General features: G+C 56.5%; 22 protein-coding genes and 1 other annotated feature. Of the genes, 13 read left to right on the forward strand and 9 right to left on the reverse strand.

The genetic code is table 11. The features are described from left to right. Window positions 1–3: 3 nt before the first annotated feature. Window positions 4–1,425 carry a MocR-like transcription factor YczR gene (yczR, locus tag C2U54_RS10080; RefSeq protein ID WP_103181036.1) on the reverse strand — a complete coding sequence of 474 codons (1,422 nt, stop codon included), beginning with the start codon at window positions 1,423–1,425 and terminating at the stop codon, window positions 4–6. 84 nt (window positions 1,426–1,509) lie between these two features. On the opposite strand from yczR, the gene yczE reads away from it, so the two are divergent. From yczE to C2U54_RS10100, 4 genes are all read left to right on the forward strand, one after another. Beyond that, window positions 1,510–2,118, forward strand: coding sequence for a membrane protein YczE (gene yczE / locus C2U54_RS10085; protein ID WP_103178497.1), 609 nt, complete (start codon window positions 1,510–1,512; stop codon window positions 2,116–2,118). 76 nt (window positions 2,119–2,194) lie between these two features. Continuing rightward, window positions 2,195–3,268 carry a LacI family DNA-binding transcriptional regulator gene (locus C2U54_RS10090; RefSeq protein WP_103178498.1) on the forward strand — a complete coding sequence of 358 codons (1,074 nt, stop codon included), beginning with the start codon at window positions 2,195–2,197 and terminating at the stop codon, window positions 3,266–3,268. A 104-nt stretch (window positions 3,269–3,372) separates the two neighbouring features. Next, window positions 3,373–6,459, forward strand: coding sequence for a beta-galactosidase (locus C2U54_RS10095; protein WP_103178499.1), 3,087 nt, complete (start codon window positions 3,373–3,375; stop codon window positions 6,457–6,459). 59 nt (window positions 6,460–6,518) lie between these two features. Next, complete coding sequence (locus C2U54_RS10100) at window positions 6,519–6,872, forward strand: DUF1428 domain-containing protein (RefSeq protein ID WP_103178500.1); 354 nt, start codon at window positions 6,519–6,521, stop codon at window positions 6,870–6,872. Window positions 6,873–6,904: 32 nt separating this feature from the next. Here the strand turns inward: C2U54_RS10100 and C2U54_RS10105 are convergent, their stop codons facing one another. Next, the gene (locus C2U54_RS10105) at window positions 6,905–8,473 is read right to left on the reverse strand and encodes an EAL domain-containing protein (RefSeq protein ID WP_103178501.1); all 1,569 of its coding nucleotides are present in this window, start codon (window positions 8,471–8,473) and stop codon (window positions 6,905–6,907) included. Between the two features lie 257 nt (window positions 8,474–8,730). On the opposite strand from C2U54_RS10105, the gene ykgO reads away from it, so the two are divergent. Then, window positions 8,731–8,871: a type B 50S ribosomal protein L36 gene (ykgO, locus tag C2U54_RS10110; RefSeq protein ID WP_003859006.1), complete on the forward strand. Its 141-nt coding sequence runs from the start codon at window positions 8,731–8,733 to the stop codon at window positions 8,869–8,871. Window positions 8,872–8,920: 49 nt separating this feature from the next. Here ykgO and C2U54_RS10115 read toward each other — a convergent pair whose 3' ends face one another. The 5 genes from C2U54_RS10115 to acrA form a co-directional block, all read right to left on the reverse strand. After that, window positions 8,921–9,385 carry a YlaC family protein gene (locus tag C2U54_RS10115; RefSeq protein ID WP_103178502.1) on the reverse strand — a complete coding sequence of 155 codons (465 nt, stop codon included), beginning with the start codon at window positions 9,383–9,385 and terminating at the stop codon, window positions 8,921–8,923. 263 nt (window positions 9,386–9,648) lie between these two features. After that, entirely contained in the window at window positions 9,649–9,867 is a 219-nt protein-coding gene (locus tag C2U54_RS10120; RefSeq protein ID WP_032616864.1) for an HHA domain-containing protein, read from the reverse strand. Between the two features lie 8 nt (window positions 9,868–9,875). Then, window positions 9,876–10,268 (reverse strand): Hha toxicity modulator TomB, encoded by a 393-nt coding sequence (gene tomB / locus C2U54_RS10125; protein WP_103178503.1) that lies wholly within the window; start codon window positions 10,266–10,268, stop codon window positions 9,876–9,878. 489 nt (window positions 10,269–10,757) lie between these two features. Further along, entirely contained in the window at window positions 10,758–13,898 is a 3,141-nt protein-coding gene (acrB, locus tag C2U54_RS10130) for a multidrug efflux RND transporter permease subunit AcrB (protein WP_103178504.1), read from the reverse strand. Between the two features lie 22 nt (window positions 13,899–13,920). Next, window positions 13,921–15,114: a multidrug efflux RND transporter periplasmic adaptor subunit AcrA gene (gene acrA, locus C2U54_RS10135; protein ID WP_103178505.1), complete on the reverse strand. Its 1,194-nt coding sequence runs from the start codon at window positions 15,112–15,114 to the stop codon at window positions 13,921–13,923. Window positions 15,115–15,256: 142 nt separating this feature from the next. Between acrA and acrR the strand changes: the two genes are divergently transcribed. Further along, complete coding sequence (acrR, locus tag C2U54_RS10140; protein WP_103178506.1) at window positions 15,257–15,910, forward strand: multidrug efflux transporter transcriptional repressor AcrR; 654 nt, start codon at window positions 15,257–15,259, stop codon at window positions 15,908–15,910. A gap of 110 nt (window positions 15,911–16,020) precedes the next feature. After that, the gene (gene mscK / locus C2U54_RS10145; RefSeq protein ID WP_103178507.1) at window positions 16,021–19,368 is read left to right on the forward strand and encodes a mechanosensitive channel MscK; all 3,348 of its coding nucleotides are present in this window, start codon (window positions 16,021–16,023) and stop codon (window positions 19,366–19,368) included. 29 nt (window positions 19,369–19,397) lie between these two features. Here mscK and rsmS read toward each other — a convergent pair whose 3' ends face one another. Together rsmS and priC are read right to left on the reverse strand one after the other, a co-directional pair. Next, window positions 19,398–19,556 (reverse strand): pleiotropic regulatory protein RsmS, encoded by a 159-nt coding sequence (gene rsmS, locus C2U54_RS10150; protein WP_103178508.1) that lies wholly within the window; start codon window positions 19,554–19,556, stop codon window positions 19,398–19,400. Window positions 19,557–19,568: 12 nt separating this feature from the next. Next, a complete protein-coding gene (priC, locus tag C2U54_RS10155; protein WP_103178509.1) occupies window positions 19,569–20,096 on the reverse strand; it encodes a primosomal replication protein N'' in 528 nt (175 codons plus the stop codon). A 50-nt stretch (window positions 20,097–20,146) separates the two neighbouring features. On the opposite strand from priC, the gene C2U54_RS10160 reads away from it, so the two are divergent. The 6 genes from C2U54_RS10160 (at window position 20,147) to htpG (ending at window position 26,214) form a co-directional block, all read left to right on the forward strand. Beyond that, complete coding sequence (locus C2U54_RS10160) at window positions 20,147–20,515, forward strand: DUF454 family protein (protein WP_103178510.1); 369 nt, start codon at window positions 20,147–20,149, stop codon at window positions 20,513–20,515. 152 nt (window positions 20,516–20,667) lie between these two features. Then, on the forward strand, window positions 20,668–21,219 hold the full coding sequence (apt, locus tag C2U54_RS10165; RefSeq protein ID WP_010428187.1) for an adenine phosphoribosyltransferase: 552 nt from the start codon (window positions 20,668–20,670) through the stop codon (window positions 21,217–21,219). Between the two features lie 89 nt (window positions 21,220–21,308). After that, entirely contained in the window at window positions 21,309–23,237 is a 1,929-nt protein-coding gene (gene dnaX / locus C2U54_RS10170) for a DNA polymerase III subunit gamma/tau (protein ID WP_103178511.1), read from the forward strand. Beyond that, window positions 22,567–22,631 (forward strand) — a sequence feature (DnaX frameshifting element). Its footprint overlaps the gene before it by 65 nt. Window positions 23,238–23,290: 53 nt before the next feature. Further along, a complete protein-coding gene (locus C2U54_RS10175) occupies window positions 23,291–23,623 on the forward strand; it encodes a YbaB/EbfC family nucleoid-associated protein (protein WP_014882811.1) in 333 nt (110 codons plus the stop codon). Then, a complete protein-coding gene (gene recR, locus C2U54_RS10180; RefSeq protein ID WP_103178512.1) occupies window positions 23,623–24,228 on the forward strand; it encodes a recombination mediator RecR in 606 nt (201 codons plus the stop codon). Before C2U54_RS10175 ends, recR begins: the two co-directional genes overlap by 1 nt. Before the next feature lie 111 nt (window positions 24,229–24,339). Further along, on the forward strand, window positions 24,340–26,214 hold the full coding sequence (gene htpG, locus C2U54_RS10185) for a molecular chaperone HtpG (protein ID WP_103178513.1): 1,875 nt from the start codon (window positions 24,340–24,342) through the stop codon (window positions 26,212–26,214). Window positions 26,215–26,393 lie beyond the last annotated feature (179 nt).

Consider the following 26,393-nt stretch of genomic DNA (forward strand, 5'->3'; position numbering starts at 1 on the left):
CGATTACACCAGGGTACGTTTTACGTTTTGCCCACCGTTAATCAGCGCCAGCCACAGCGGCTTGATCCGCACCAGGGCGTTTTCCAGCGCCATTGGCTCCAGAGAGAAGGGCATGCGCAGGTAGCGGTCAAACGCCCCGCAAAGCCCGAACCGCGTCCCGGTCCCCAGATGAATACCCGCCGCTTCGGCGCGGGTGGCGAGCTGAGTGGCCAACATATCCGGCAGTTCCACCCAGTAGGATAAGCCCCCTTCCGGCACCTGGAAACGCCAGTCGGGAAAATGTTCCCGCAGTAGCGCGGCGCAGCCATCTCGCCGCTCACGCAGCATCTGCCGTCGGGCAGGTAAAAAGGTTTCGCCCTGCTCAATCAACCACAGGGTCGCCAGCTGTTCCAGCAGCGGCGAGCCGAGATCGAGCGTATCGCGCGTTTGCGCCAGCGTGGCGATGGTGCGCGCCGGGGCGCGAACCCAGCCCAGACGCAGGCCGCCCCAGAAACTTTTTCCCGCCGAGCCGAGGGTAATGACATTGCCGTTCGGGCAGAAGGCAGCCAGCGGCGCTGGGGGAGGTGCATCGAACCAGAGATCCACCATGGTTTCATCGACGACCAGCAGAGTGCGGGCCCGGGCAGCCACGGCGGCGATAGCTTGCCGGCTCGTCGCATCCATGCAGCGGCCCGTGGGATTGTGGAAATCCGGCATCAGATAAGCCAGGCGCGGCGCGGTCTGGGCGAGGGTGGCGGCAAAGCCGTCAATATCCCAGCCGGTCTGCGGCAGCGAGACACCTACCGGTCGGCAGGAGGCGCCCTGGATGGCGGCAATAGCCAGCGGGTAAGTGGGGTGATCCACCACTACCCGATCGCCTGGCCCGGTGAACATGCGCAGTACCAGCGCCAGCCCGCTGACGGCACCGTTAACCACCATCACCTCTTCTGCCCGGGTCGGCAGGCCGCGCGCCGTATAGCGTGCGGCAATGGCTTCGCGCAGGGCCAGCAGTCCCAGTTGGTCATAGCCGGTTTGCGTCAGATGCGGCGTCATGGCGGTCAGGGCATGGGTATAGGCCTGATGGATCTCCGGCCCGGCTCCCAGCGCGGCGGTAGAGAGATCCAGCGCCGCACTGGCGTTGGCGCGGGTAGGGGGCGTGCGGCTGTTGGGCAGGATCACCCGCGAGCCGCTACCGTGTCGGCTTTCGAGGTAGCCCTCATCCCGCAGATGGGCAAGGGCGCTGCTGACGGTGGTCCGGCTGACTTCCAGCGTTAAAGCCAGCTCCCGCTCTCCCGGCAGGCGTGTATCCAGCGCCAGCCTGCCGTCCAGGATCAGCAGGCGCAGGGCATCGGCCAGCTGTCGCCACAGCGGGGTACGGGAGGGGCTCTCCTGCCAGTGACCCAGCAGACGCACTAATGACTGACTTCCAAATCGACGTGATGACACAGGCAGTCCACTTTTTGAAAACTGGTCATTAATCATAGGGCCATTTCAGGCAATGATAAAAGCAGAAACCATCGGAGAGCGATCATGTTACGTCGATTACTTCAGCTTTACGTCGGATTAAGCCTCTATGGCCTGTCAACGGCGATGTTTGTGCGCGCGGATCTGGGGGCCGATCCGTGGAATGTCTTCCACCTGGGGGTGGCAAAACTGCTGGGAATGGATATTGGCACCGTTATCATTCTGACCGGTGTGCTGGTGCTGCTGCTGTGGATCCCACTGCGCCAGCGCCCGGGGCTCGGCACCATCAGCAACGTGATTGCCATCGGTCTGGCGGCCGATGTCGCGCTGGCGTTTATTCCGGCTATCGATTCGCTGATGGCCCGCTGCGTATTGCTGGTCAGCGCGGTTATCGTAAATGCGCTGGCGACCGGCATGTACATCGGGGCCGGATTTGGCGCCGGGCCGCGCGATGGCCTGATGACTGGTATCAACGCCCGCACCGGCTGGTCGGTTCGCAGCGTGCGCACGGCGATTGAGATTTCAGTTTTGCTGACTGGCTGCCTGCTGGGGGGCACTTTTGGTGTCGGTACCGTGCTCTATGCGTTAAGCATTGGCCCGCTGATCCAGATCTGTCTGCCATGGTTTCGTCAGAGACCGCGCCCGCTAGTCCCGCAGCCTGAGCGCGTTGTCTGATTTTGCGAAGCGCTCGCATGCTTTACGCCAGGCGTTATGACAGAATAGGTACCTCTGTCACTGCAACGCGAAGCACATGAAAGCCATAACGCTCTATGATGTTGCCCGCCTCGCGGGCGTCTCTTATCAAACCGTCTCACGGGTCATTAATGATGCGGCCCACGTCTCGGCCCGGACCCGGGAGAAAGTGCTGCAGGCGATGGCCGAGCTGCACTATGTTCCCAATCGCGGTGCCCAGCAGCTGGCCGGTAAACGCACCCGCACCCTGGGGTTGATTACCACCGATCTGGCCCTGCATGCCCCCTCGCAGATTGCCTCAGCGGTGAAGACCCGCGCAGGCGAGCGCGGGGCGAGCGTGCTGATCTCGATGGTGGAAAATCCCCAGCAATGCATGGCGGCGCTGCAGGAGCTGCTGGCCCAGCGCGTGGAAGGGCTGCTGGTTAACGTGCCGCTCGAAGAGGCCCAGGCAGAAAGCCTGCAGGCGCAGGCCCTTCCGGTGCCGGTACTGTTTCTTGATGTCTCCCCTGACGCCCGGGTACACAGCCTGGTGTTTGATGCCGGACAGGGGGCCACTCTGGGGGCGCAACATCTGCTGGCGCTGGGCCATCAGCGGATCGCCCTGCTTGGCGGGCCACAAAGTTCCGTCTCTGCCCGGGCGCGTCTTGCCGGCTGGTTGTCTGCCTTAGGCGAGGCGGGTCTGGAACCGTGTGCGGTTGCGGAGGGGGACTGGAGCGCGGCTTCAGGTTATGAAAAAGGCCATCAGCTGCTGGCGGGGGCGACCCTCCCGCAGGGGATCCTGGTGGCGAACGATCAGATGGCCCTTGGCGTGATGCGCGCCTGTGCCGAAAAAGGTATTGCTGTGCCGGGCCAGATCTCGGTGGTCGGGTTTGATGATACCACCGACAGCGCGTGGTTTACCCCGCCGCTGACCACGGTTCGTCAGGCGTTCCGTGAGGCGGGACTGCGCAGCGTGGAGTGGCTACTGGCGCAGCAGGGGACGAGTGAAGCAGCCCCGGCACAAACCCGGCTGCCGGTGACGCTTGTCGAGCGCCACTCCACCGCCCGGGAAGGGATCCCGCAGGGAAGTGAGGATCTGGCCCGCCAGCTTAAATCGCTGGCGCTGCTGGCCGAACAGCTGGCGCGTCGTTAACGCTTTTGTGATCGCCATCGCTTCATGATGCTCTCCCCCTTTACCCTGGCAACCTGACAGGGCATTGTAGCTATAAATTGTGAGCGCTTCGCAAAGAGGTAACTATGTCCCATCCTGCTTCGCTGACCCTCAGCACACTACTTGCCCGTCGTGACTGGGAGAATCCCGGCGTCACCCAATGGAACCGACTTCCTGCCCACGTCCCGCTAAGCGGCTGGCGTGATGAGCACGCCGCGCGGGATGAGGAGCCAACCCCGGCCATCCGCTCGCTGAACGGTGACTGGCAGTTCAGCTTCTTTCCTGCACCTGAGCAGGTTCCCGACAGCTGGACGCAGGAGGATTGTGCGGATGCGGTGGTGATGCCCGTTCCCTCCAACTGGCAGATGCAGGGCTTTGATACGCCGATCTACACCAACGTCACCTATCCTATTGCGGTGGATCCGCCCTTTGTCCCGGCTGAGAACCCGACCGGTTGTTACTCGCTCACATTCGATATGGACGCCAGCTGGCTGGAAAGCGGTCAGACGCGACTGGTCTTTGACGGCGTCAATTCCGCCTTTCACCTCTGGTGCAACGGGCAGTGGGTGGGCTACTCCCAGGATAGCCGTCTGCCTGCGGAGTTTGACGTGTCTGCGTTCCTGCGGGCAGGCAGCAACCGGCTGGCGGTAATGGTGCTGCGCTGGTGTGACGGCAGCTATCTTGAAGACCAGGATATGTGGCGGATGAGCGGTATCTTCCGCGACGTGACCCTGCTGCATAAGCCAGATACCCATATCGCCGACTATCACGTTGTGACGGAGCTGAACGCCGATTATGACCGCGCACAGCTTCAGCTGGGGCTGACCCTTGGCGGGAACGACTACGCAGGCTGTGAGGTGAGCGTAAACCTGTGGCGGGACGGAGAGCGTATCGCCAGCGCCATCGGCACACCGGGCTCTGCGGTTGTCGATGAGCGCGGAAGCTGGCAGGAGAGGGTAAATCTTGCACTGAAGGTGGAACACCCGGCGCTGTGGAGTGCGGAAATCCCCGCCCTTTACCGGCTGACTCTGGTGTTGCATGACGCGCAGGGCCAGATCCTGGACGTAGAAGCCTGCGATGTGGGATTCCGTCGTGTCGAGATCGCAAACGGGCTGTTGAAGCTCAACGGCAAGCCGCTGCTGATCCGTGGCGTAAACCGTCACGAGCATCACCCTGAGCGCGGACAGGTGATGGACGAAGCCACCATGCGCCGCGACATTGAGCTGATGAAGCAGCACAACTTTAACGCCGTGCGCTGCTCGCATTACCCTAACCACCCGCTCTGGTATCGCCTGTGCGATCGCTATGGGCTCTATGTGGTGGATGAGGCCAACATCGAAACTCACGGCATGGTGCCGATGAGCCGCCTGGCTGACGATCCGCGCTGGCTACCCGCCATGAGCGAACGCGTCACCCGCATGGTGCAGCGCGATCGTAACCACCCGTCGATCATCATCTGGTCTCTGGGCAACGAGTCTGGTCATGGCGCCAACCATGACGCCCTTTACCGCTGGGTGAAAACGACCGATCCTGGCCGTCCGGTGCAGTATGAGGGCGGTGGGGCGAATACGGCGGCGACCGACATCGTCTGTCCGATGTATGCCCGCGTCGATCAGGACCAACCCTTCCCGGCAGTACCGAAATGGTCCCTTAAAAAGTGGATCGGTATGCCGGATGAGACGCGTCCGCTGATCCTCTGCGAATACGCGCACGCGATGGGCAACAGCTTTGGCGGGTTCGCTAAATACTGGGAAGCCTTCCGCAAACATCCTCGTCTGCAGGGCGGTTTCGTCTGGGACTGGGTCGACCAGGCGCTGACGAAGCATGACGAACAGGGCAATCCTTTCTGGGCCTACGGTGGCGATTTTGGTGATAAACCGAATGACAGACAGTTTTGTCTGAACGGGCTGGTCTTCCCCGATCGCACGCCGCATCCGGCCCTCTATGAGGCCCAGCGCGCGCAGCAGTTCTTCACCTTTACCCTGCAAAGCCACTCCCCGCTGGTGGTGGAGGTGCAGAGCGATTATCTCTTCCGCACCACGGACAACGAGCAGTTACGCTGGTCGGTAATGCGGAATGGCGAGGTGCTGGCCACCGACGTTGTGGCGCTGGACATTCCGCCACAAGGGACGCAACGGCTGGAGCTCGCTCTGCCGCAGTGGGCATCTGCACCGGGTGAACTGTGGCTGAACGTTGAGGTTATTCAGCCTGCCGCCACGCCGTGGTCCGCTGAAAACCACCTTTGCGCCTGGGAACAATGGCCCTTGCCAGCGCCGTTATGCATCGCGACACCGAAGGCTGCCGGAGCCATTCCACAGCTGATCCATGAGGATGACGCGCTGGTCATAACCCATCAGCAGCAGCGCTGGCAGTTTGATCGCACCAGCGGCAATCTGACGCAATGGTGGCGCGACGGCGTGCCGACATTGCTTTCGCCGCTGACCGATAACTTTACCCGCGCCCCACTGGATAACGATATCGGCGTCAGCGAAGCGACCCGCATCGATCCGAATGCCTGGGTGGAACGCTGGAAGGCGGCAGGGATGTACAGCCTGACGCCGCGTTTGCTGCAGTGCGAGGGGGAGCAGCTGGCGCAGGGAGTAACGATCGCCACGCTCCAGGCCTGGGAGCACAACAATCAGGTGCTGTTCCTGAGCCGTAAATGCTGGCGCATCGATAGCCAGGGCGTGCTGCACGGCGACGTTGAGGTGCAGGTGGCGAGTGATATGCCAGAGCCCGCCCGAATCGGGCTGAGCTGTCAGCTGGCGCAGACGCCGCAGACCGTAAGCTGGCAGGGGCTCGGGCCGCATGAGAACTACCCGGATCGCAAGCTCGCTGCCCGTCAGGGACGCTGGGAACTGCCGCTTGCTGAGCTGCACACTCCCTACATTTTCCCGACCGACAACGGCCTGCGCTGCGATACGCGTCAACTGAATGTAGGGCAGCATCAGCTGGAGGGTGATTTTCACTTCTCGGTAAGCCGCTACAGCCAGACGCAGCTGCGCGAGACCTCGCATCACCATCTGTTACGTGAGGAGCCCGGCTGCTGGCTGAACCTTGACGCGTTCCATATGGGCGTTGGGGGCGATGATTCCTGGAGCCCAAGCGTCTCTCCGGAGTTTATCCTGCAGGTGAAAAAGGTGCGTTACGCCTTTAGCTGGCAACAGAACTAAACTTAATCGCTGATGCGGCCACACCGCGTGGCCGCACGTTCACTTCGGAGGTTTATCTGATGAAGTATGTCGACGGTTTTGTGGTTGCCGTGCCCGCAGATAATAAGGAGGCTTATCGCGAGCTGGCGGCGAAAGCCGCGCCGCTGTTTAAAGAGTTTGGCGCGCTGCGTATTGTTGAGTGTTGGGCAGATGACGTACCCGACGGCAAATTAACGGACTTTCGCATGGCGGTGAAGGCGGAAGAGAACGAAGAGGTGGTTTTCAGCTGGATCGAATATCCTTCAAAGGCGGTTCGCGACGAGGCGAATCAGAAGATGATGAACGATCCCAGAATGAAAGCGTTTGGCGAAGCCATGCCTTTTGATGGTAAGCGCATGATTTATGGCGGCTTCTCGCCGCTTCTGGACGAATAAGCGTGACGCCCGGCGGCGCTTCCCACCGGGCGTTAAGCGTGGCTCTCGGGATCGAGATTCGTTTCCGCCCACTGGATAAACGCCTCTTTCGGCAGCGCCTTGCTGTAAAACCAGCCCTGGCCGTACTGCACACCGTGGCGACGAAGCCATGCCAGCTGGCCTTCGGTTTCAATACCTTCTGCTACCATGTCCAGATCGAGCGACCTGGCCATCTCTATGATGTGCGAGGTGACATTTTTATATTCCAGCGCATCCACAAACGATTTATCAATTTTCAGCGTATCGACATCCAGATCCTGAAGGTAGCTGAGGCTGGAGTAACCCGTTCCGAAATCATCAATATAGACAGAGTGCCCGGCACGTCGGAATGCGGCAATGGCCGGGGCGCTGACCGCAGGATCGGCGAACCCGCGCTCGGTGAGCTCCAGTGCAATCTGCGAAGGGTGCAGTTGCCACTGATTCAGCAGGCGGCTCAGCAGCGGAAGCACGGTGCCCGAGATCAAATCCGCCGGCGCCAGGTTTATCGAGATATGGTGGCCCGGATGCTGGCGTAACCATTCGCCCATCTCCTCAAACACTTTTTCGATGATAAGTGTCGTCAGCGGGTTGGTCAGGCCCGTCTGTTCCGCCAGGGAGACAAAAATATCGGGTGACAGATAGCTGCCGTCCGGCTGCGGCCAGCGTGCGAGGGCTTCCGCACCGGTGAGTCTGCCGCTGTTCAGATTCACAATCGGCTGGAAATGAACCTGGAATTCCCTGGCATTAATCGCATCCATTAAACGATACCGGGGCGATTGCAAACGGCGTAACACGCGCAATATAAACCAGGCTGTCAGCAGACTGATCAGGACACCAAAAGGCAGCCAGAAAATAAGCTGGTGGTGCCAGCTCTTTTGCAAAGGGGTCAGAGAGGACCACGCCACAATAGTGAAGCCCAGGTCAGATACATCGTGCCGGTTGTACATCACGCCGTTATGCTGAAAATTCGCGCGGCCATTGCGCTGCATTTCCTGAAAGACCTGCATATCCAGCTTGTTGCTGCTGGCAAAAACGATATTGCGGCGAAGCCCCACCAGGGCGACATCGATCGGCCATGAGCCAAAGGGGATCACATCGATCAGCGAGGCCGGATCGATCATGACAATGTAGTGCTCTGTACCAATCGCGGCCATATAGCGGTCGAGGCCCAGATCGTTATGCGAGGTGACCCAGGCCCGGTAGCCATCGGAGGTGATGCGCATTGCTGGCGGAAACGGGGCGGCATGGCTCACTTGTTCCAGCGAGGAGCAGCGCGGTTTCAGATCCTCAACGTAAAGAACTTCCTGAATGTAGCGCCAGGAAAAGGAGGCGCGGCGCATCGCCATCGCATGTTCGTAACTGCATGGGGTTCCATTAAAAGCGTGCATCTCCTTCAGGGCGGATTCCGCCTGGCTAATGACTCTGTCGGTACGTATCTGTACGCGCGAAGAGTAGCTGTTCAGATCATCGACAAACTTATCTTCTGCATTGCGGTGCGCCAGCCAGACACTCAGGCAGACAGGAACAAGGACAGCAATGATGAGTACACAGGTAACCACACTGACCAGGTGTCGGGTTGTCATGCTCCTGTTTCCTTTTATAACGCCGTTGTTGGGCGCTCAAGCCGATGACATTAAAACGAAAACGCCGTTGACATGTAGTGTTATAGCACGCAGTTGATAGTGAGTTCATTTAGCAATTGAGACACTGAATTAAATACCATTTTAAGTGACTTTTTCACAGAGCGAAAACCTGACGAACGCTACAGGCGCAGGTTGTTTTTGCCTCGCTACTCAGATATGCTAATTGTTATGTTATAACAAATCATAATGAGGTAGGTATGCAGGTTCTGAATTCATTGCGCAGCGCAAAACAACGCCATCCAGATTGTCAGATTGTGAAGCGTAAAGGGCGGTTATACGTGATTTGTAAATCCAATCCGCGCTTTAAGGCGGTGCAGGGGCGTAAGAAGAGACGTTAAGCGGGATAAAGATGCCTGCCGCCGATATTGGCGGCAGGCCAGGAGAGGTTCAGGCGGCCACGCGGGAGAGGGTGAAAACATCGTAGAAAGAGAGCTCGCCTTTCGTGGCGATCATCTTCTGCAGTTTCTCTTTTTGCTGGGACTCGACGTTAGGGGAATGCAGAATGTTTTCGATCAGCTGAGGAGGCACAAAGCGCGTGTTGTACCACTCACCGTTGTAGCAGACCCGGAAATCAAGCACATCAATATCTTCATAGCGATAACGCGGATTGACGTCAAAGAAGAAGAAGGCGTTAAAGACGATGAACAGGACAACCAGCAACCAGACGGAACCAATCAGCGTTTCGGATTGCAGCATCACTACCAGCGTAGCAAGCCACGCCGCATACATGGCGACAAACAGACCAGGATGTTTGCGAATAAAGCTGATGCTGAAGCGCGGCTTGTTGTCACGCTTTTCGCGAACATTGAGATCATCAATGGTTTCGGTAAGCAGGCGTTGTATCTCGGTCATCTTCTGCCCTTTCTGAATTCGACTCAATACGAAGGATCCGTATATTTTAAGTGACCACAATGTGTGTGGACAGTAACAGTTATGCTAAGAAACATCATAACAGTTACCAGAAAAGGGCGGGTGGGATGAGATGGCTGGCTGTTCAGTACAACGCAATCTTTCCCCTGGCGATAGCGCTAGCCCAGCAATGGAGAACTGCCTGTCACGCAAAGGATGAAACATCTGAACGTAGAATCTTTATCTCTGAGAGTAGTTAGACATAATCAGCGTACAAACTTCCATACAGCGGTCGGGATTTTATCGTACAGCTTATTCATCGTAAGTTCAGCCAGACGATGATCGGCTGCTGAATAGAATACCGCAAGCTCATTATCAGAAAGCTCGTATTTATTTTTTTCAATGACGCGTTCCAGGGTGTCAATGGACTGACAGCGTCGTAAACGCATCAAATAATCAGTCTTGGTTAATGGTTTATCAGACATAAATTCACCTAATTGTTTGTAATAATTTTAATCGGAGAAGCTAACGGGTTAGCTCTGCTTGCATTGACAAAACAACGAAAAAGCCGATTGCCCGATTTACGCCATTTTTGTAAATCCTGTGCGTTAATGCCGTAGCTGCTGAATAACATAAAAGTGTCATCCAGGTATTCGTCAATTTGCTCAATCAACTTATTATCTTCGTTATACTTAATTTTATAATTAAGCGCGAAGGTAGCAATATGTTCAATCAACTCGTTTAACTGCAAGTTAATGGCAGAAGTCGGGTCATTTACCCAGCCATGATTGCTTTCATCGAGATTGGTCAGGCAGTCATGGTACAGGGATTCACAAAGAAATTTCAACTGTGCAATATCTTGCCTTTTAGGCGAGTATTCGTCCATAGCGTATCCCCTTTTTGAGTGATTTTTTACTCACCGAACATCGTTGTCGGGAAGGGTACAACTGACTCAGCGTCAATGACTACTGTTATGCCTCTTGCTTTAACTATAATCTACTCTAATCAGGATTTCACCGCGCTATTACGAAAAATTACAATTACGCAGCATTTTACCGTCTCTGGCGGCCACTATGTTATATATTGTTTTATCCTGATACAGCTCTTTACTTATCACCCTGTGTGATTTCTTAACCAGTCTAAAAATCATTGGTAAGCGCGGGTGAAATCAAAAAACACCAGGAATACTCTTAATACCTAAGACGTGACGCAAAAATTTGGGAATTTCTGTAATAGAATCAGGTTAAATAGGATAAGCCGTTTAAGGGTGACATTAAATATATAAACCCTCAATAAGCTAATTTTATGATTTTTAATTGTTGAAAAAAAGGCCGCATATGCGGCCTTTTTAACGGTTAAACCCGAATGGGGGTCATCACACCGGATGATTGTGTTCGGTTTCGTCGTTCTTACGGCTGAAACGGCGACGTACGACCACGAAGAACACCGGCACGAAGAAGATTGCCAGGATGGTTGCGGTCACCATCCCGCCCATTACACCGGTACCTACGGCGTTCTGTGCACCGGAGCCTGCACCCGAGCTAATAACCAGCGGCATAACGCCGAGGATAAAGGCCAGCGAGGTCATCAGAATAGGACGCAGACGCATACGTACCGCCTCCAGCGTCGCTTCAATCAGGCCTTTCCCTTCTTTATCCATCAGATCCTTGGCGAATTCGACGATTAATATCGCGTTCTTCGCCGACAAGCCAATGGTTGTCAGCAGGCCCACCTGGAAGTAAACGTCGTTATTCAGGCTACGGAACGTGGCGGCCAGCAGGGCGCCGATAACGCCGAGCGGAACGACCAGCATAACCGAGAACGGAATCGACCAGCTCTCATACAGCGCCGCCAGACACAGGAAGACCACAATCAGCGAGATAGCATACAGGGCAGGGGCCTGGTTGCCGGACAGCCGTTCCTGGTAGGACATCCCCGTCCAGTCGTAGCCGATGCCCGCTGGCAGTTTACCTGCCAGTTCTTCCATCAGGTTCATGGCCTCACCGGTACTTCTGCCCGGTGCCGCCTGACCCAGGATCTCCATGGATGGCAGACCGTTGTAACGTTCCAGACGCGGCGAGCCGTATTCCCAGCGTGAAGTGGAGAAGGCTGAGAATGGCACCATCTGTCCGTTGCTGCCGCGCACATACCAGTTATTGATATCGCTCGGCAACATACGGTACTGCGCTTCAGACATCACGTAGACCTTCTTCACGCGACCGCGGTCGATGAAGTCGTTGACGTAGCTACCGCCCCAGGCTGCGCCCAGCGTGGTATTGATGTCACTGATAGAGACGCCCAGCGCCTGTGCTTTTTCCTGATCGATATCCACTTTGAACTGCGGTGTATCTTCCAGGCCGTTCGGACGAACGCCAACCAGCAGGTCAGGGTGCTTCGCAACTTCGCCAAACAGCTGGTTACGCGCCTGAGTCAGTTTCTCATGGCCCAGACCACCCTGGTCGATAAGCTGGAAGTCAAAGCCGGTTGCCGTACCCAGTTCAACAATCGCTGGCAGGTTAAAGGCGAAGACCATCGCATCTTTAATCTGCGAGAAAGTGCCCATCGCACGACCCGTAATGGCCTCAACTTTGTTCTCGTCGCCTGGACGCTCAGCCCAGTCTTTCAGAGAGACGAAGGCGATACCGGTGTTCTGGCCACGACCCGCAAAGCCAAAGCCGTTAACCGCAAACACCGATTCAACGTTGGCTTTCTCTTTGTTCAGGTAGTAATCCGTGACCTCATCCAGCACTTTCTGGGTACGTTCCTGGGAAGCACCTGCAGGCAGCTGAGCCATGGTCAGGAATACGCCCTGGTCTTCATCCGGCAGGAACGAGCTTGGCAGACGAACGAACAGGTAAGCCATGCCGACCACGATGATGATATAGAGCAGCAGATAACGACCGGTGCTGCGCAGGATGTTGCCCACGCTGTCGGTGTAGTGGTGCGTGCTCTTATCGAACATACGGTTAAACCAGCCGAAGAAGCCTTTTTTGTTCTCGCCGTGATCGCCTTTTGCCACCGGTTTCAGCATGGTGGCGCACAGGGCCGGCGTCAGGATCAGTGCCACCAGAACCGACAGGGCCATCGCGGAAACGATAGTGATCGAGAACTGACGATAGATCGCACCGGTAGAACCACCAAAGAAGGCCATCGGGATAAATACCGCCGACAGCACCATGGCGATACCGACCAGGGCGCCCTGGATCTGGCCCATGGATTTACGGGTCGCCTCTTTCGGCGGGAGTCCCTCTTCGGACATCACACGCTCGACGTTTTCGACCACCACGATGGCGTCATCCACGAGCAGGCCGATCGCCAGCACCATCCCGAACATCGTCAGGGTGTTTATCGAGAAACCAAAGGCCGCCAGGATCGCAAAGGTCCCGAGCAGAACCACCGGTACGGCGATGGTTGGAATCAGCGTCGCACGGAAGTTTTGCAGGAACAGATACATCACCAGGAAGACCAGGATGATCGCTTCTACCAGCGTTTTCACCACTTCGTGGATGGAGATTTTCACGAACGGCGTTGTGTCATACGGGTAAACGATTTTCAGGCCTGACGGGAAGAACGGTTCCATTTTCTTCAGTTCGGCACGGATCGCCGTCGCGGTATCCAGGGCGTTGGCGCCAGTCGCCAGTTTAATCCCCAGACCGGATGCCGGCTGGCCGTTAAACTTCGCGATCACGTCATAGTTTTCACCACCCAGTTCCACCTTTGCCACGTCGCGCAGGCGAACCTGGGAACCGTCCGGATTCACCTTCAACAGGATCTTACTGAACTCATCCGCAGAGGTCAGACGGGTCTGGGCGATGATCGAGGCGTTCAGCTGCTGGCCTTTAACCGGCGGCGTACCGCCTAACTGACCGGCTGCAACCTGGGCGTTCTGCGCTTTAATGGCGTTAATCACGTCTACCGGCGTCAGCTGGAAGTTGTTCAGTTTGTTCGGATCCATCCAGATACGCATCGCGTACTGAGAACCGAAGAGCTGAACGTCACCGACACCAGAAGTACGGCTAATAGCGTCCTTCATGTTGGCGCCCACGTAGTCGGAAATATCCTCCTGCGTCATGGTGCCGTTGGTGTTGATAACGCCGACAACCATCAGGAAGCTACTGGAGGATTTCTCCACGCTCACACCCTGCTGTTGTACTTCCTGCGGCAGCAGCGGCATCGCCAGCTGCAGTTTGTTCTGTACCTGAACCTGGGCAATGTCCGCATCCGTACCCGACTCGAAGGTCAGGGTGATCTGAACAGTACCGGTTGAGTCACTGTTGGAGGACATGTACATCAGGTTATCGATACCGTTCATGTTCTGTTCGATAACCTGCGTGACGGTGTCCTGCACCGTTTTTGCATCAGCCCCTGGGTAGGTTGCGGCGATTGAAATTGCTGGCGGCGCAATGGTTGGATATTGCGCGACAGGCAGCTTCAGGATCGCAAGTCCCCCGGCTAGCATGATGATGATGGCGATCACCCACGCGAAAATGGGGCGATCGATAAAGAAATTAGGCATGTCTTAACGGCTCCTGTTTAAGTTAAGACTTAGGTTGTTCTGACTGACCGCCTGCTGAGGCTTGCTGTTGATTGTCAGACGTGACCTCTTGCGCTTTTACCTTGGCGCCTGGGCGAACTTTTTGTAATCCGGTAATGATGACGCGATCGCCATCTTTCAGACCGTCAGTCACCAGCCATTTGTCACCAATCGCCTGGGTTGCCTTGATCTGACGAACTTCGACTTTATCTTCAGCGCCAATCACCATCGCACTGGCATCGCCGCGCGGAGTACGGGTCACGCCCTGCTGTGGCACCAGCAGTGCGGTTGGGTTGGTCCCTTCTTCCAGGCTGGCGCGAACGAACATACCCGGTAACAGCGTATGGTTCGGGTTCGGGAAGATGGCGCGCAGGGTAATCGAACCGGTGGTCTGATCGACCGTTACGTCTGAGAACTCCAGGCTGCCGGTCTCCGGGAATTTGATGCCGTCGCTGGTGACCAGCTCAACTTTCGCTTTGCCGTTTTCCTGCTTCAGGGTGCCGTTTTCCAGCTCCTGTTTCAGACGCAGGAAATCATTGCTCGACTGGGTGACATCGACATAGATCGGGTCCAGTTGCTGCACGGTTGCCAGCGCAGTGGTCTGGCCGTTCTGTACCAGCGCACCCTCGGTCACCGCGGATTTACCAATACGGCCGCTGATAGGGGAGGTCACTTTAGTATAGGCCAGGTTGATACGCGCGGTTTCAACGGCAGCCTTCGCAGCGACGACCGCAGCGTTAGCCTGCTGGGCATCCGCCTGCGCACTGTCATATTCCTGTTGGCTGATGTACTGCGTACCCAACAGTTTCTGATAACGGTTGACGGTCAGCTGGGCAATTTTTGCAGCAGCCTGCGCTTTGGCCAGATCGCCTTTCGCGCTTTCGTAGTTCGCCTGATAGGTTGCAGGATCAATCTGATACAGAGACTCGCCCGCTTTAACATCACCGCCTTCAGTAAAATTACGTTTCAGAATGATGCCACTCACCTGTGGACGCACTTCAGCAATACGGTAAGCGCTGGTTCGGCCGGGTAATTCTGTTGTCATCTGGAGAGGTTCGGTTTTGAGCGTCACGACACCAACTTCTGGCACCTGCTGCGCTCCTTGTTGAGCCTTTTTTTCGTCACATCCTGTAAGCGCTAAGCTGCCTGAGAGCATCAGAACGATCGCCAGAGGCGTTAACCCTCTGTTTTTGTTCATATGTAAACCTCGAGTTTCCGATTTCAAATTGATCAATGGATCAAGCGTCCACAAACCCATTGCTGCGTTTATATTATCGTCGTGCTATGGTACATACATTCATAAATGTATGTAAATCTGGCTCCTGTAAATTCACCTGCGCATGGCACGAAAAACCAAACAACAAGCACTTGCAACACGCCAACACATCCTTGATGTCGCTTTACGCTTGTTTTCGCAACAGGGGGTCTCCTCCACCTCTCTGGCTCAGATTGCTCAGGCGGCTGGGGTTACCCGGGGAGCGATTTACTGGCATTTCAAAAATAAGTCAGATTTATTTGGCGAAATTTGGGAGCTGTCAGAATCCAGTATTGGGGATCTTGAGACTGAGTATCGGGCAAAATTCCCTGGCGATCCACTCTCAGTTTTAAGAGAGATTCTGGTCTATATCCTTGAGGCGACGGTTATAGAAGAGCGACGCCGTCTGATGATGGAGATCATCTTCCATAAATGTGAATTTGTTGGGGAGATGGCGGTGGTGCAGCAGGCGCAGCGCAGCCTCTGTCTGGCCAGTTACGACCGAATCGAACAAACCCTGACGCACTGTATTAAAGCCAACATGCTCCCGGCTAATCTGCTGACCCGTCGCGCCGCCATTCTGATGCGCAGTTATATTTCCGGCATTATGGAAAACTGGCTGTTTGCTCCCCAGTCTTTTGATCTGCAACGTGAAGCCCGTGATTATGTCGCGATCCTGCTGGAGATGTACCAGCTCTGTCCCACGCTACGGGCGCAGCCTGAGCCGCTCCTGGCCTGACGCCCAGGAATTATCCGGGAGCCATCAGTTCACGCTATTTTGCTTTCGACGGCCGTGATATTCTTCACGCCGGTCATCCCGGTCATTCATCACACAAATTACACACTACTATGTCGCACTACACACGCCAATCGCATCCTGTTTTTGCCTTTATTTTGCTTCTCTTTTTTGCCTTACTGGCTTCCCCGGTTGCGTTTGCACGTGGTGATAACACCAGTGATACGCCAACCCGGGCAGATATTCAGAGCCAGCTTGATGTCCTGAACAAACAAAAAGAGCTCACTCCGCAGGACAAGCTGGTACAAAAAGACCTGACGGAAACCCTCGAGACTATTGATAAGCTTGAGCGGATCAAGGCCGAAACCACACAGTTACGCCAGAAAGTGGCCCAGGCGCCGGAAGCGATGCGTAAGGCGACCGAAAGCCTGAATGCGCTAAGTGATGTGGACAATGATGAAGAAACCCGCAAAACGCTGGCCACGCTCTCATTACGCCAGCTGGAACTGCGCGTATCGCAGTTGCTCGACGACCTACAAACCGCCCAGAGCGATCTCTCAACCTACAACAGCCAGCTGGTTTCCCTGCAAACTCAGCCGGAGCGCGTACAGAACGCAATGTATGCCGCCTCTCAGGAGCTGCAGCAGATCCGCAATCGCCTGAACGGCACCACGGTGGGCGAGGCGGCGTTACGCCCCACGCAGCAAACGTTGCTCATGACGCAGCAGCTTCTGCTGAATGCCCAGATCGAACAGCAGCGCAAGAGCCTGGAAGGCAATACCGTCCTGCAGGATACCCTGCAAAAACAGCGCGACTACGTCACCGCGAACATCAACCGTCTGGAGCACCAGCTGCAGCTGCTGCAGGAGGCGGTCAACAGCAAGCGACTGACCCTGACGGAGAAAACGGCTCAGGAAGCGGTAAACCCGGATGAAACCGCGCGTATCCAGGAAAATCCGCTGGTGAAGCAAGAGCTGGACGTTAACCACCAGCTCAGCCAGCGCCTGATTAAAGCCACTGAAAACGGCAACACCCTGGTTCAGCAGAACATTAAAGTGAAAAACTGGCTGGATCGCGCCCTACAGTCCGAACGCAATATTAAAGAGCAGATTGCCGTCCTGAAAGGCAGCCTGCTGCTGTCGCGTATCCTTTATCAGCAGCAGCAGACTTTACCTTCTGCCGATGAGCTGGAGGACATGACCAACCGCATTGCGGATCTGCGCCTGGAGCAGTTTGAGGTCAACCAACAGCGCGATGCCCTGTTCCAGAGCGATGCCTTCGTGGCGAAGCTGGAAGAGGGGCACAAGAGCGAGGTCAATGGAGAGGTTCACGATGCGCTGTTGCAGGTGGTGGATATGCGCCGCGAACTGCTTGACCAGATGAATAAACAGCTGGGTAATCAGCTCATGATGGCCATTAACCTGCAGATCAACCAGCAGCAACTGGTGAGCGTATCCAAAAGTCTGCAGGAGATCCTCACCCAGCAAATCTTCTGGGTGAACAGCAATAAACCGATGGACTGGGACTGGATCAAATCCTTCCCGGGCATGCTGAAAGATCAGATTAAGGGGATGAAAATCTCTGTTAACTGGGAAAAAGCAGGCCCTGCGGTGGCGTTTGCTTTCCTGGCGGGTCTGCCGCTGTTGTTGATTGCCGGCCTCATTCGCTGGCGTCTTGGCTGGCTGAAAAAGTATCAGGCGAAGCTGGCGCAGGAAGTGGGGCAGTTGCGTAATGACAGCCAGCTTCATACCCCAAAAGCGATTCTTATCGATCTGATCCGCGCCCTGCCGGTCTGTCTGCTGATCCTCGCCGCCGGCCTGATCCTGTTCACGATGCAGCTCAATATCAGCGATCTGCTGTGGGCCTTCAGCAAAAAGCTGGCGCTGTTCTGGCTGGTCTTTGGCCTGTGCTGGAAAGTGCTGGAGAAGGATGGCGTGGCGGTGAGCCACTTTAATATGCCTGCGCAACTGACCAGCCACTGGCGCCGCCAGATTGTGCGCATCAGCCTGGCGCTGTTGCCGCTGCACTTCTGGTCGGTGGTGGCGGAGCTCTCTCCGCTCCATCTGATGGATGATGTGCTGGGGCAGTTCGTTATCCTGCTTAATCTGCTGCTGATCAGCGTCCTGATGTGGCCGATATTCCGTGACAGCTGGCGTGACAAAGAGTCGCATACCATTCGTCTGGTGACGGTCACCGTACTCTCTATTATTCCTATCGCCCTGATGGTGCTGACGGCCACCGGCTATTTCTATACCACCCTGCGTCTGTCAGGTCGCTGGATTGAAACCGTCTATCTGGTGATCTTCTGGAACCTGCTCTATCAGACCGTGCTGCGCGGGCTGAGCGTTGCCGCCCGCCGTATTGCCTATCGCCGCGCGCTGGCGCGTCGGCAGAATATGGTGAAGGAGGGGGCCGAAGGCGCTGAACCGCAGGAAGAGCCGACCATTGCCCTGGAGCAGGTTAACCAGCAAACGCTGCGTATCACCATGCTGGTGATGATAGCCCTGTTCGGCGTGATGTTCTGGGCGATCTGGTCTGATTTAATCACCGTCTTTGCCTATCTCGACAGCATTACGCTGTGGCACTACAGCGGCACCGAAGCGGGTGCGGCGGTGATGAAAAATGTCACTATGGGCAGCCTGCTGTTTGCACTGGTCTCGTCGGTGGTGGCATGGGCCTTGATCCGCAACTTACCCGGCCTGCTGGAGGTACTGATCCTCTCGCGCCTGAATATGCGTCAGGGGGCCTCCTACGCCATTACCACCATCCTGAACTATGTGATTCTGGTGGTGGGCGCCATGACCGTCTTCGGTTCGCTCGGGGTGTCGTGGGACAAACTGCAGTGGCTGGCGGCGGCGTTGTCGGTGGGCCTTGGTTTCGGTTTGCAGGAGATCTTCGGTAACTTCGTCTCCGGCCTGATTATTCTGTTCGAACGTCCGGTGCGAATCGGCGATACCGTCACCATCGGTACCTTCTCGGGCACCGTCAGCAAGATCCGTATCCGCGCGACCACCATCACTGATTTCGATCGCAAAGAGGTGATCATCCCGAACAAAGCGTTCGTCACCGAGCGGTTGATTAACTGGTCACTGTCGGACACCATCACCCGCGTGGTGATCCGCATCGGCGTGGCTTACGGTTCCGATCTGGAGATGGTGAAAAACGTCCTGCTGAAAGCGGCGATGGATCATCCAAAAGTGATGCACGATCCGGAGCCAGCCGTCTTCTTTACGACCTTCGGGCCGAGCACGTTAGATCATGAGCTGCGTCTGTACGTGCGTGAACTGCGCGATCGCAGCTACACGGTGGATGAACTGAACCGCACCATCGAACGTATGTGCCGCGAGAACAACATCAATATCGCCTTTAACCAGCTGGAAGTGCATCTGCGCAATGAAAAGGGCGACGAGCACACTGAAGTGAAACGTGACATTAAGGGTGACGATCCGACCCCGGCGTGATGTGCCCCCTCGCTCTGGCCTTCTCCCTTTCAGGGAGAGGGCAGGGGGGAGGGCAATTTCCCTTCAAAATCCCGCTTCACAATCTCCAGCGCTTTCAGCACTGTTTCAGTGGGGATGCCATGGTTCTCCAGCAACATGATGAGGTCGACGGCCAGCTTGACTTCGTCGGGGGCATTTTCCAGTGACACACACTACTCCTGTTAACGGGTCAGACGCGCGATAACGCGTTCAATATCATCCAGTGCCTTACGACAGCGTTCAAGCCGTCCTTCCAGGGCTGTGATTTCGCGCATCAGCATCTGCTGTTCTTCCAGCGTTTCGGCCTGATTCAGCCGCGCCGCGCGCGCCTTTTTCATTTCACATAGCCGACGTTCAAACTCCTGGTGTTCCAGACGCTTGCGCTGCCATTTTGTGGTGCCGGCAGAGGAACTGTCCCAGACGCGTAGCGGCCAGGCGGCAATCTCCCGATGCAGGGCGGCAATCTGTTCCGCCAGATGACCGGCGAGCCAGGCCACCTGCTCAGATTGCCCCTTTTCCACGGCGTGACGCAGCTCATCCAGGTTGTGCTGGGCTTCATCCAGATAGGCATTCATCACCGTGCTGCGGGTGCGAAACAGCTGCCGGTCAAAGCGCGGCTTCAGCGTGGCGTGCTGCATCAGCGGTGCGGCCTGCGTGCGCAGGGCCGACAGCTGATTTTGCAGCGTTTGTAAAAGCAAGGCTGTTTTCAATCCGCACTCCAGTGGTACAGTAGCCGTTCAGTTTGATACCGATTCGCATTATGCAGCGTACTATTCTAATCATCATTGGCTGGCTTGCGGTAGTGCTCGGCACGCTGGGTGTCGTTTTACCCCTCCTGCCGACTACCCCTTTTATATTGCTGGCGGCGTGGTGCTTCGCCCGCTCCTCGCCGCGTTTTCACCACTGGCTGCTCTACCGCTCATGGTTTGGCGGCTATCTGCGTCACTGGCAACAGTACCGTGCAATGCCGCCCGGGGCTAAGCCGCGGGCCATTGCGCTGATCCTGGTGACCTTCGCCATTTCATTATGGCTGGTCAAAATGATGTGGGTACGGATCCTGCTGCTGGCGATCCTCACCTGCCTGCTCATTTTCATGTGGCGGATCCCCGTTGTTGATGAAAAGCAATAATCATCAGACTGGCTGTTGCATTTCTTGTGCGCAGCCAGTAAATTCGACCGTTTTCGAGCACGGGCGGGCCTGGTTAAAGGTTAAACAATTGTTACTTTGACCAACCCTTTATCCGCTCCGTGAGTAACACCGTTTTCATCAGGCATCCATTTATGACCGCAACTGCGCAGCAGCTTGAATTTCTTAAAAACAGCATCAAAAGCATCCAGGATTATCCAAAGCCTGGCATTCTTTTCCGTGATGTCACCAGCTTGCTGGAAGACCCAAAAGCGTACGCGCTCAGCATTGAACTGCTGGTTGAGCGTTATAAGAACGCTGGGATCACCAAAGTTGTAGGCACCGAGGCCCGTGGTTTCCTCTTTGGCGCCCCGGTTGCGCTGGCAATGGGCGTGGGTTTTGTACCGGTGCGTAAACCGCGTAAACTGCCTCGCGAAACCATCGCCGAGAGCTACGAACTGGAGTACGGCACCGACCAGCTTGAGATCCACGTTGATGCGATAAAGCCAGGCGACAAAGTGCTGGTGGTTGACGATCTGCTGGCCACTGGCGGCACCATTGAAGCGACCGTGAAGCTGATCCGTCGCCTGGGTGGCGAAGTGACCGATGCGGCCTTTATCATCAACCTGTTCGATCTGGGCGGTGAACAGCGCCTCGAAAAACAGGGCATCACCAGCTACAGCCTCGTGCCATTCCCGGGACATTAATCCTCCCGCCCGCAACCTCGCCCAACGGGTGAGGTTGTGTTAGCATTACCCCCCTGAATATCCACCTTCCAGCGTTGCAGAGCCTGCCCATGAGTTATCAGGTGTTAGCCCGTAAATGGCGACCCCAAACCTTTGCTGACGTTGTCGGCCAGGAACATGTGCTGACCGCCCTGGCGAACAGCTTATCGCTAGGACGTATCCACCACGCCTGGCTTTTTTCCGGCACCCGTGGCGTCGGTAAAACCTCTATTGCCCGTTTGCTGGCGAAAGGCCTTAACTGCGAAACCGGGATCACCGCCACGCCGTGCGGCGTGTGTGATAACTGCCGTGAAATCGAGCAGGGGCGCTTTGTCGATCTGATTGAGATCGATGCCGCATCGCGCACCAAAGTCGAAGATACCCGCGATCTGCTGGATAACGTCCAGTACGCCCCGGCGCGTGGCCGCTTCAAGGTCTATCTGATCGATGAAGTGCACATGCTGTCGCGCCACAGCTTTAACGCCCTGCTGAAAACGCTGGAAGAACCGCCTGCACACGTTAAATTCCTGCTGGCGACCACCGATCCGCAAAAGCTGCCGGTCACTATCTTGTCCCGCTGTCTGCAGTTCCATCTGAAGGCGCTGGACGTCACGCAGATCCGCGATCGGCTCGAATACATCCTGAACGAAGAGCAGGTTGCCCATGAACCGCGGGCGCTGCAGCTGCTGGCGCGTGCCGCAGATGGCAGCCTGCGCGATGCGCTCAGCCTCACCGATCAGGCGATTGCCAGCGGCGAAGGCAAGCTGACGACCCAGGCGGTGAGCACCATGCTCGGCACGCTGGATGACGATCAGGCGCTGTCGCTGATTGAAGCGGTTGTCGAGGCCAACGGCGAGCGGGTGATGGAGCTGGTCAACGCCTCAGCCTCACGCGGCGTGGAGTGGGAAGCCCTGCTGGTAGAGATGCTCAGCCTGCTGCACCGGATCGCGATGGTGCAGCTCTCCCCGGCGGCGCTGGGCCCGGATATGGCGGCCATTGAACAGCGGATGCGCGAGCTGGCCCGCACCATTCCGCCAACGGATGTACAGCTTTACTACCAAACCCTGTTAATTGGTCGTAAGGAACTGCCGTTCGCGCCCGACAGACGTATGGGGGTTGAGATGACCCTGCTGCGCGCGCTGGCGTTCCATCCGCGCATGCCGTTGCCGGAACCCGAGGTGCAGCCACAGTCTTTCGCACCGGCCGCGCCGACGGCGGTTATGTCACCGCAGCAGGTGCCTGTACAGCCGGCAGCGCCATCGCCGCAAAATGTGCCGCTGTCGGACGCCACCAGTTCGGTGCTTGCTGCCCGCAGCCAGCTACAGCGCGCGCAGGGAGCACCCAGACCAAAAAAGAGTGAACCGGCAGCGCCTGCAAGAGCGCGGCCGGTAAATAACGCCGCGCTTGAACGTCTGGCTTCGGTCACGGATCGTGTCCAGTCGCGTTCGGCATCGGTCACTTCTGAGCCTAAGGCGCCGGTTAAGCAAGAAGCCTATCGCTGGAAAGCCACCACCGTCACCGAAGAGGTGAAGGTGGAGATTGCCACGCCGAAGGCGCTGAAAAAGGCGCTGGAGCATGAGAAAACGCCGGAGCTCTCCGCGAAGCTTGCGGAAGAGTCGCTTGTGCGCGATGCCTGGGCAGCAGAGGTCAGTAAACTGAAGCTGCCGAAGCTGGTGGAGCAGGTCGCGCTCAACGCCTGGCGTGAGCAGGAGGGCAACCGCATCTGCCTGCATCTGCGTCCGGGCCAGCGTCACCTGAACTCGGCGAGCGCGCAGCAGGTGCTGAGTGAGGCGCTCTCCACATTACAGGGCGCGCCGGTTGAATTGACTATCATTGAAGATGATAATCCGGCGGTCCGTACCCCGCTGGAGTGGCGTCAGGCCATTTATGAAGAGAAGCTCGCGCAGGCGCGTGAGGCGATTATCGCGGATAATAACATTCAGACCCTGCAGCGTTACTTCGATGCAGAACTGGATGAAGAGAGTATTCGACCCATTTGATCGTGAGTCTGACTTACGGTTGTTATCTTTAACGTGAAAGAAGAGAGAAGCCTATGTTTGGTGGTAAAGGCGGTCTGGGTGGTCTGATGAAGCAGGCCCAGCAGATGCAGGAAAAAATGCAGAAGATGCAGGAAGAGATCGCACAGATGGAAGTCACTGGCGAATCGGGCGCAGGTCTGGTCAAAGTGACCATCAACGGCGCACACAACTGCCGTCGCGTGGAGATCGACCCAAGCCTGCTCGAAGACGACAAAGAGATGCTGGAAGATCTGGTCGCCGCTGCGTTTAACGATGCTGCGCGCCGTATCGACGAAACTCAGAAAGAAAAAATGGCCTCTGTATCCTCCGGAATGCAGCTGCCACCGGGCTTTAAGATGCCATTCTGATGCAAACCAGTCCGCTGCTTACGCAGTTAATGGAAGCGCTACGCTGCCTGCCGGGCGTAGGCCCGAAGTCGGCGCAGCGCATGGCGTTTACCCTGCTGCAACGCGATCGTAGCGGCGGCATGCGTCTGGCGCAGGCCCTGACCCGCGCCATGTCAGAAATTGGCCACTGTGCCGACTGCCGCACCTTTACCGAGCAGGAGGTGTGTAACATCTGCGCCAATCCGCGTCGTCAGGAAAATGGTCAGATCTGCGTGGTGGAGAGTCCTGCGGACATCTATGCCATCGAGCAGACCGGGCAGTTTTCCGGCCGCTATTTTGTGCTGATGGGGCATCTCTCGCCGCTGGACGGCATTGGTCCGGATGATATCGGCCTGGACCGTCTTGAACAGCGCCTGAAATCGGAAACGATCAACGAGGTGATCCTCGCCACCAACCCAACGGTGGAAGGGGAGGCGACAGCCAACTATATCGCCGAGCTGTGTGCGGAGTCGGGCGTTGATGCCAGTCGAATTGCCCACGGCGTGCCGGTGGGCGGCGAGCTGGAAATGGTCGATGGCACCACTCTGTCCCACTCTCTGGCAGGTCGTCACAAGATTAATTTCTGACCAAACGGAGGCTGCAGTCGTGGCCTCCGCTTGAAAAAATTCTCCCCTGGCCCCATCTCTCCCTCAACGCTTTTAAACCCCATTAAATGGCATTGTTGAGGTCGACTTAGTATGAAAGGACAAGAAACCCGTGGTTTCCAGTCAGAGGTAAAACAGCTTCTGCACCTGATGATCCATTCTCTTTATTCCAATAAAGAAATTTTCCTGCGCGAGCTTATCTCTAACGCCTCTGATGCGGCAGACAAGCTGCGTTTTCGTGCGCTCTCGAAGCCAGAGCTGTATGAAGGTGACGGCGAACTGCGCGTGCGCGTCTCATTTGATAAAGAGAACCGCACCCTGACCATCGCCGACAACGGCATCGGTATGACCCGTGATGAAGCCATTGACCATCTCGGCACCATCGCCAAATCCGGCACCAAAGCGTTCCTGCAGTCGATGGGTTCCGATCAGGCCAAAGACAGCCAGCTGATCGGCCAGTTCGGTGTGGGCTTCTATTCCGCCTTCATCGTGGCGGATAAAGTTACCGTGCGCACGCGTGCGGCAGGCGAAAGCGCTGAAAGCGGCGTATTCTGGGAATCCCACGGCGAAGGTGAATACACCGTTGCCGACATCACCAAAGCCGATCGCGGCACCGAGATCACCCTGCACCTGCGCGAAGGGGAGGACGATTTCCTCAACGACTGGCGCGTACGCTCCATCATCAGCAAATATTCTGACCATATCGCCCTGCCGGTAGAGATCGAAAAACAGGAAGAGAAAGATGGCGAAACCGTCATCTCCTGGGAGAAGATCAACAAAGCGCAGGCGCTGTGGACGCGTAACAAGTCTGAAATCAAAGACGACGAATACAACGAATTCTACAAGCACATCGCCCACGACTTTACCGATCCGCTGACCTGGAGCCACAACCGCGTGGAAGGGAAGCAGGAGTACACCAGCCTGCTCTACATCCCGGCGCAGGCACCGTGGGATATGTGGAACCGCGATCACAAGCACGGCCTGAAGCTGTACGTGCAGCGCGTGTTCATCATGGATGAAGCTGAACAGTTCATGCCGAACTACCTGCGCTTTGTGCGCGGCCTGATTGACTCCAACGATCTGCCGCTGAACGTCTCCCGTGAGATCCTGCAGGACAGCACCGTCACCCGTAATCTGCGCACCGCGCTGAGCAAGCGTGCGCTGCAGATGCTGGATAAGCTGGCGAAAGACGACGCCGAAAAATACCAGACTTTCTGGAAACAGTTCGGCCTGGTGCTGAAAGAGGGCCCGGCGGAAGATCCGTCTAACGTTGAAGCCATTGCCAAACTGCTGCGCTTCGCCTCCACACACAACGACTCTTCCGAGCAGAATGTGTCGCTGGAAGAGTACATCTCCCGCATGAAAGAAGGGCAGGAGAAGATCTACTACATCACCGCCGACAGCTATGCCGCGGCGAAGAGCAGCCCGCACCTGGAGCTGCTGCGTAAGAAAGGCATCGAAGTGCTGCTGCTTTCCGATCGCATCGATGAGTGGATGATGAACTACCTGACCGAGTTCAGCGGCAAAGCGTTCCAGTCCGTTGCCAAAGCCGATGAGTCCATCGACAAGCTGGCAGATGAAGTGGACGATACCGCGAAAGAGGCGGAAAAAGCGCTGGAGCCGTTTGTTGAGCGCGTGAAAACCCATCTGGGCGATCGCGTGAAAGAGGTGCGTTTCACCCACCGTCTGACCGATACCCCTGCCATCGTCACCACTGATGCTGACGAGATGAGCACCCAGATGGCGAAGCTGTTCGCCGCTGCGGGTCAGGCAGTGCCGGAGGTGAAATACATCTTTGAACTGAACCCGGACCACGCGCTGGTGAAACGTGCAGCCGAGACCCAGGATGAAGCCCGCTTCGCCGAGTGGGTTGAACTGCTGCTGGATCAGTCCCTGCTGGCTGAACGCGGCACGCTGGAAGATCCAAACCAGTTCATCAAACGCGTGAATGCGTTGCTGCTGGCGTAAATCACTTCCCTCTCTTCGCTGAAGAGAGGATAAGGGTGCAGGTTATCTGCCTGCACCCACTAATAAATTCCCCTCATTAACCGTTTCAGCCTGCCCGCCTTTCTTGAGCGATACCCGTTCTGGTGGTATTGTTTAGCGCTTTTTGAAAAATTGAATCGACTTTTGAGGGGATTTTCGCA

The organism is Leclercia sp. LSNIH1 (genome assembly GCF_002902985.1).
Taxonomy (GTDB): Bacteria; Pseudomonadota; Gammaproteobacteria; order Enterobacterales; family Enterobacteriaceae; genus Enterobacter.

Bases quoted from the DNA above. Each gene is read 5' to 3' on its own strand.
- yczE (WP_103178497.1), top strand. From the start codon at position 1,510: ATGTTACGTCGATTACTTCAGCTTTACGTCGGATTAAGCCTCTATGGC.
- C2U54_RS10090 (WP_103178498.1), top strand. From the start codon at position 2,195: ATGAAAGCCATAACGCTCTATGATGTTGCCCGCCTCGCGGGCGTCTCT.
- C2U54_RS10095 (WP_103178499.1), top strand. From the start codon at position 3,373: ATGTCCCATCCTGCTTCGCTGACCCTCAGCACACTACTTGCCCGTCGT.
- C2U54_RS10100 (WP_103178500.1), top strand. From the start codon at position 6,519: ATGAAGTATGTCGACGGTTTTGTGGTTGCCGTGCCCGCAGATAATAAG.
- C2U54_RS10105 (WP_103178501.1), bottom strand. From the start codon at position 8,473: ATGACAACCCGACACCTGGTCAGTGTGGTTACCTGTGTACTCATCATT.
- ykgO (WP_003859006.1), top strand. From the start codon at position 8,731: ATGCAGGTTCTGAATTCATTGCGCAGCGCAAAACAACGCCATCCAGAT.
- C2U54_RS10115 (WP_103178502.1), bottom strand. From the start codon at position 9,385: ATGACCGAGATACAACGCCTGCTTACCGAAACCATTGATGATCTCAAT.
- C2U54_RS10120 (WP_032616864.1), bottom strand. From the start codon at position 9,867: ATGTCTGATAAACCATTAACCAAGACTGATTATTTGATGCGTTTACGA.
- tomB (WP_103178503.1), bottom strand. From the start codon at position 10,268: ATGGACGAATACTCGCCTAAAAGGCAAGATATTGCACAGTTGAAATTT.
- acrB (WP_103178504.1), bottom strand. From the start codon at position 13,898: ATGCCTAATTTCTTTATCGATCGCCCCATTTTCGCGTGGGTGATCGCC.
- acrA (WP_103178505.1), bottom strand. From the start codon at position 15,114: ATGAACAAAAACAGAGGGTTAACGCCTCTGGCGATCGTTCTGATGCTC.
- acrR (WP_103178506.1), top strand. From the start codon at position 15,257: ATGGCACGAAAAACCAAACAACAAGCACTTGCAACACGCCAACACATC.
- mscK (WP_103178507.1), top strand. From the start codon at position 16,021: ATGTCGCACTACACACGCCAATCGCATCCTGTTTTTGCCTTTATTTTG.
- C2U54_RS10160 (WP_103178510.1), top strand. From the start codon at position 20,147: ATGCAGCGTACTATTCTAATCATCATTGGCTGGCTTGCGGTAGTGCTC.
- apt (WP_010428187.1), top strand. From the start codon at position 20,668: ATGACCGCAACTGCGCAGCAGCTTGAATTTCTTAAAAACAGCATCAAA.
- dnaX (WP_103178511.1), top strand. From the start codon at position 21,309: ATGAGTTATCAGGTGTTAGCCCGTAAATGGCGACCCCAAACCTTTGCT.
- C2U54_RS10175 (WP_014882811.1), top strand. From the start codon at position 23,291: ATGTTTGGTGGTAAAGGCGGTCTGGGTGGTCTGATGAAGCAGGCCCAG.
- recR (WP_103178512.1), top strand. From the start codon at position 23,623: ATGCAAACCAGTCCGCTGCTTACGCAGTTAATGGAAGCGCTACGCTGC.
- htpG (WP_103178513.1), top strand. From the start codon at position 24,340: ATGAAAGGACAAGAAACCCGTGGTTTCCAGTCAGAGGTAAAACAGCTT.